The sequence below is a fragment of the Cyanobacteria bacterium GSL.Bin1 genome, assembly GCA_009909085.1.
Classification (GTDB): Bacteria; Cyanobacteriota; Cyanobacteriia; order Cyanobacteriales; family Rubidibacteraceae; genus Halothece.
Genome location: JAAANX010000191.1, coordinates 21,233 through 27,238, shown reverse-complemented (window position 1 = coordinate 27,238; position 6,006 = coordinate 21,233). Strand labels below are relative to the sequence as shown.

Below are 6,006 nucleotides of genomic sequence, written 5' to 3'. Positions count from 1 at the left end.
GGAAGCGACGGAAGCAGCCGTTAACCCTCCCTCTGATTCAGAGTCAAACGTTGCCGAGGAAGCAACCGCCTCGGAACTGGCTTACCTAGAAGCGGCTCAATCGTCTCAAAACCCGCAAGCCGCCATTCAAGTTGACCCGAGACAACCCAATCCTCAAAACAGTAATAGTTCCCCCACTCCACAATCAGCAGCAGAATCCGAATCTCTAGTTTGGCAGAAGGTAGAGAAAAACAATAATAATGATCTCCTGGCTGCCAACATGGGGTCACAAAGGGAAGAAAGCCACTTATCGACCCCGCAAGCAAAACCGGAAGCGACGGAAGCAGCCGTTAACCCTCCCTCTGATTCAGAGTCAAACGTTGCCGAGGAAGCAACCGCCTCGGAACTGGCTTACCTAGAAGCGGCTCAATCGTCTCAAAACCCGCAAGCCACCGTTCAAGTTGACCCGAGACAACCCAATCCTCAAAACAGTAATAGTTCCCCCACTCCACAATCAGCAGCAGAATCCGAATCTCTGGTTTGGCAGAAGGTAGAGAAAAACAATAACAATGATCTCCTAGCTGCCAACATGGGGTCACCAAGCGAAGAAAGTCACTTATCGACCCCTCAGCCAGAGGTTAACACTGCTGCTATTAATTGTACATCAGGCTCAGGAGATGGAGTACTGCCCAGTAGTACCTGTAATGCTCTCGGGAGGAGTGATCAAGAAATAGCGCAATCTTCTTCAACAACCTCATCAACAGTAGAAACCCTCCCTAATCTTGAGAAAGAACAGCCTTCTTCTGCTGTAGAGCCAATTCCATCTTCCCAAGGGAATACCCAACACTCAGATCGTCCTGAATATCAATCAGCTACTCCACTTCAACTTAATCATCAATCGCAAGCGCAAGGGACATCAACCCAATTAACCTCTCAAGCCCAACCAGAATCGGAACCGAAGCAAGAACTACAACCTATTCAACCCCTGGTTAATTCTTCTTCAAATCCAGCATCAGAGGTTCCTGAGGAAGCAACAATTCCTCAGGCGAATCCTTCTGCTCCAGAAAGCGTTGCTGAACCTTCCCAGCTCTCTCAACCAACCCACAATTTGGAATCGAGAGAGTCTAATTCTGCAAGTAACAACACAGTCTCTAACTCCCAATCAGAATCTGGAGTTCCCCGCTGGCAAAAAGTGGGAGCAGCGACTAATGATTACGTTGATTTCAACAGTTACCCACAAGCAAGTGAGAATAGCTTACCTGCTCCCCGAATCGAAGTCAGCGATCGCGCAAAGAACTGCACCACGATTGTTGAAGGTGGAGAACTCATTAGCGGCAGTTGTAATGTTTCCCAAGATCAAACCGCTTCTCAACAAGCAGCGGTCGATATTGAAAAACTCCCGGCTTTACCTCAAAACTTTCAGCAACCGACTCCTAATCAACCCCAGGAAACGATTAGCACTTATACCCCTCCCGAAGACTTACCCGAGTTAAAACTGCCGGGTAACGGCGACTCAGAACTTATATTTCCTTTAGCACAAGCAACTGCAATCAGTTCTAACTATGGTTGGCGTGTGCATCCTGTGCATGGGGATCGTCGTTTCCATACCGGAACCGACTTTATTGCCCCAGAAGGAACCCCAGTAGTTGCGACAAAATCGGGGCGAGTTGTTTTAGCAGATTATACAGATGGCTACGGGTTAATTGTTGGCTTACGCCATAATGGCAAAAATGAATCTCGCTATGCCCACCTTTCACAAATTCACGTTAAACCCGGACAATGGGTGGAACAAGGAACAGTAATTGGCAGAGTCGGTAACACGGGCTTATCAACTGGACCCCATTTACATTTTGAATGGCGTGTTCGCGAAGGTTCTCGCTGGGTTGCCGTCAATGCTGGAAAACAATTACTGATGGCCAGAGCCAATCTTGATCCCAGTCAAATAAATTTCGACAATCTTGCCAGTAGTGGTAAGGGGATGAATAGTGGCAATTTCCTGGCCTACATACCGGGAATGTTGAAATCTCTTCCTTCTGCAACTGCCTCTTGGATGTCACTTCCTGAATTACCGTTCCTCAAAAAGGGTAACTTCAAGGAAGCTTACGAACGCCAAGCCCCACTTTCCCGTTTTGCCCAACGTAGTCAATCAGTCTTCGTCTTGCCCTTTTCTTTACCGAAAGCTTTGGCATCGCTCTTGAACTTAGAACCACCCCAGCTGTTTGCACAAGAGAACTTACAACAGGTACCAAGAGCTAATCAAGTCAATTTTCAAGATTCCGTTGCCTATCGCCCTCCTTCCCCAGCGGATCAACTCTCAATCGAGAACTCTGTTCAAGCCTCGCAACTTTTATCGGACCCAGAAAGTATGGAGTCCTTAACGAATCTAGAGGCACTCGGAACACTGAATTTCCCTGACCCGCGTCCGGCAGAATCCCAACAATTATCTCAGCAGAAGAATAATGAGATGAAATAGGTAAACTTGAGTTAAAGATTGATGGCAGTGAAGAGGAGAAGGGTGGATAGTATTACGCAATATTTTCTCTCCCTATCTCCTAATCGCTGTATCTTAATTCGCCATTAATCTTTAAAGATAACCATGTTCAGCCAAGAAAGAGAGGCTAATCTCATCTTGAGAGGCACTAGAGGGATGATTGAGAAGTTTATTCACATACTTACCTAAAATGTCACTTTCAAGGTTGACCCAGTTTCCTTCTTGCAAGTTGGAAAGATTGGTTTCTTGATAGGTCAGAGGAATCACAGCGCATTGTAACCAACTCCCATTGGGGTCACATTCGGCAATGGTCAAACTAATGCCATTGATGGCAATGCTGCCTTTTGGGATTAAATACCGTGCAATATTTTGCTCCCAAACTTCTGATAGACTACTTAGGGGACCAAAGGTCATTTCCCAAGCCCGATCCGTTGCTACTGATCGAATTAAACGTCCAACACCATCCACATGACCGGTCACAAAATGACCCCCCAGTTTTGATCCCACCTGGAGTGAAGGTTCAATATTAACATAGGTGCTGGCTTCGCTCCGACTCCCAAGCGTGGTTCGTGCTAGGGTTTCTGGAGAAGCCGTTGCCACAAAACCATCAGGAAGGAGACTTTCGACGGTGAGGCAAACGCCATCAACAGCAACACTATCGCCCATTGCCATTTCTTCTAGCAGAGAAGGGGCTTGGTCAGAAATTACTCCGCCGTGAGACGACGGAGCCTGCTCTGACCGTTGGTCAGGGGGAATCCGAATTTGAAAGCGATCGCGCCCCAGCGGTTGAATCATACCTTGAGCTTGAATTAATCCGGTAAACATAGGTGAATTCGTAGGCTGAGTGATTGATTAAACGCCTGCTCAACGAGAAATAAGGTAGGAGCAGGACAAGGAAAAAAGTACAATAGGGGATGATCGGTGCTCTGATTCAGTGTACCGTATCACGCCAAAGTAAAACTCAATGCTGAGAGCAGTGCAAGAGAGGCTAAGCTGATGATTGAAATGAAAGTTGCTGGGATTGCCTTGGATGCCATAACGCGAAGCCCGATCGCGCTCTTGAAAGATCATTCTGAGCGTAGGGCGTTGCCCATTTATATTGGACAAGACCAAGCGAAAGCGATTATGGGGGCAATCGAAAACCAAACGCCACCTCGCCCCCTGACCCATGATTTAATGGTCAATATTTTCGATACCTGGGAAATGACAGTGACGCGGGTGATTATTCATGCCTTGCAAGATAATACCTTCTATGCACTGCTGTGTCTCCAACAGGGAGAAGAGATCCGAGAGATTGATTGTCGTCCCAGTGACGCGATCGCGATCGCGGTTCGTACCAATAGCCGGATTTGGGTGATGGAAGAAGTGATTGCAGAAGCCTCCATTCCCGTGGATCGCGATGCCGATGAAGAAGAAAAACAAGCCTTCAAAGAATTTCTATCTAATTTGAGTCCAGAAGACTTCATTCGTGGGCAATCGTCTAAAAATAACGAAGAATCCAGTTAACTGATGCAATACCGGCGGTTTGGAACAACGAATCTTCCCCTATCTGTTTTTTCTCTAGGAACCATGCGGGGTTTAGGTGATCCGCCTTCGTTCACCGCCACCCTCCAGCAAGCCCTAGAAAGCGGGATTAATCATATTGAAACCGCCAGTGCTTATGGTAAGAGCGAAGAATATATCGGTAAAGCACTCCAAACCCTCACCTCATCCCGAACCAATCTCTATCTCACCACAAAACTTGCTCCTACTCCCAACCCAGAACAAATAGAAGCGGCTCTTGCAGCAAGTTTAGAACGATTACAAGTCGATTATCTCGATAGCGTTGCGATTCATGGACTCAACACTTGGGAACATTTGAGTTGGGTAACCGGAAAAAACAGTTGTTTAGCCCCCCTTCAGGAGGCACAACAGAAAGGAAAAATCAAACAGATTGGCTTTTCAACTCATGCTCCTCTAGAAATTATCCTCGCTGCCATCCAAACGGAGTTATTTTCCTTTGTCAATCTTCACTATTACTACTTTTGGCAACGGAATGAACCGGCAGTTGCTGCGGCTTATGCTCGCGATATGGGGGTTTTCATTATTTCTCCCACTGATAAAGGCGGACAACTTTATGCCCCACCGCAGAAACTAAAAGAACTCTGCGCTCCCTTTTCGCCACAAACGCTAAATTATCGCTTTCTCCTCAGCGATCCCCGAATTACCACCCTCAGTTTAGGGGCAGCAAACCCCTCAGAATTATTGCCAGCACTGGATGTTGCTGATGAGACGTTCCCCCTAATCGCAGAAGAGCAAGCTGTGTTAAAACGCTTAGAACAGGCGTTAGAAACGGCTCTGGGTGAGGATAAATGCAGTCAATGTTATGAATGCTTGCCTTGTCCTGAATCCATTAATATTCCCGAAGTCTTGCGTTTACGAAATTTAGCCGTTGCCTATGACATGACAAATTTTGGGCAATATCGCTATGGCATGTTTGAAAATGCCGGGCATTGGTTTCCGGGCAATAAAGGCAACCGCTGTACGGAATGTGGCGATTGTTTGCCCCGTTGTCCAGAACAGTTAGAGATCCCGCACTTGTTACAAGATACGCATCAGCGATTGAATGGTTCTCCGCGCCGACGACTTTGGGAATAAGCACTATTCATCCGGATCAATTCCCAGTTCTCGTAAACGGGCAGCCAGTTGTTCGGCTTTGGCTTTTTCAGCACTCAGGGCGCGTTCGGCTGCGTCTGCTCGTTGCTGGGCAATTTGGGCTTCTTGCTGAGCGATTTGAGTGTCTTGTTGGGCGCGCGATCGCTGCTCAGCCAGGGTAGGAATCCAATTTCCTTCTTGATCATACCAGCGCAACCATTCTGCCGAGATATTGGCATACGTGCCTTCCCAGCGATTTAACCCCAACTGTACATCCGATAACCATAAGCCCCTGTTTCCTAATTCAAGGGGTTGATAATGTCCCGCAATATTCTGATAGGCTCTAAACTCACGATTGTAGCGATTGTAAAGGATATAATACGGAATTCGCAGCAAGCGTTCATACACTTCCCATTTGGTTGGTGGTTGGCTTGCGTCTCGCACTGTTTGTCCTAAGTCTTCTTTTTCAGTACTCGGAGAGAGTAACTCCACGACCATAAATGGCGCAATTCCCTCCTGCCACATCACATAACTTAACCGGAGCTCTCGGCCCTGATATAAGCGAGAATTTCCCAACACAGCGAACCAGTCTGGACGTTTATAACGTAAGGGATGATGCACATCATAATACAGATTCAGATCAATTGCGGTAAATACCTCCTCTTGGGAATAATTCGGCGGAATAAAGGTTTCTTGCAGCAGTTGCGACTGATAAATATGAAATTCGTCTGGCACACCCGTCTCGTTCGGATACTCACTGGGTAAATCATACATGGTGGGGAGTGACTCTTGAGGCGGAGAAGGCGGATCAGTTTGATACATTTGTTATTTATCCCTTTGTTGTCTATAAGCCTCTCTAACTAATGACTAATGACTAATGACTAATGACTAATGACTAATGA

General features: G+C 46.8%; 4 protein-coding genes and 1 pseudogene. 3 read left to right on the top strand and 2 right to left on the bottom strand.

The genetic code is table 11. From position 1 onward, the window contains the following. Positions 1–656: 656 nt before the first annotated feature. Positions 657–2,452 (top strand): annotated as a pseudogene (locus GVY04_21945) (peptidoglycan DD-metalloendopeptidase family protein). A 111-nt stretch (positions 2,453–2,563) separates the two neighbouring features. Here GVY04_21945 and GVY04_21940 read toward each other — a convergent pair. Next, complete coding sequence (locus GVY04_21940) at positions 2,564–3,295, bottom strand: riboflavin synthase (protein ID NBD18692.1); 732 nt, start codon at positions 3,293–3,295, stop codon at positions 2,564–2,566. Positions 3,296–3,466: 171 nt separating this feature from the next. On the opposite strand from GVY04_21940, the gene GVY04_21935 reads away from it, so the two are divergent. Together GVY04_21935 and GVY04_21930 are read left to right on the top strand one after the other, a co-directional pair. Further along, positions 3,467–3,976 (top strand): bifunctional nuclease family protein, encoded by a 510-nt coding sequence (locus tag GVY04_21935; GenBank protein ID NBD18691.1) that lies wholly within the window; start codon positions 3,467–3,469, stop codon positions 3,974–3,976. 3 nt (positions 3,977–3,979) lie between these two features. After that, the gene (locus tag GVY04_21930) at positions 3,980–5,107 is read left to right on the top strand and encodes an aldo/keto reductase (protein ID NBD18690.1); all 1,128 of its coding nucleotides are present in this window, start codon (positions 3,980–3,982) and stop codon (positions 5,105–5,107) included. A 3-nt stretch (positions 5,108–5,110) separates the two neighbouring features. Here the strand turns inward: GVY04_21930 and GVY04_21925 are convergent, their stop codons facing one another. After that, entirely contained in the window at positions 5,111–5,926 is an 816-nt protein-coding gene (locus tag GVY04_21925; protein ID NBD18689.1) for a hypothetical protein, read from the bottom strand. Between the last annotated feature and the right edge of the window lie 80 nt (positions 5,927–6,006).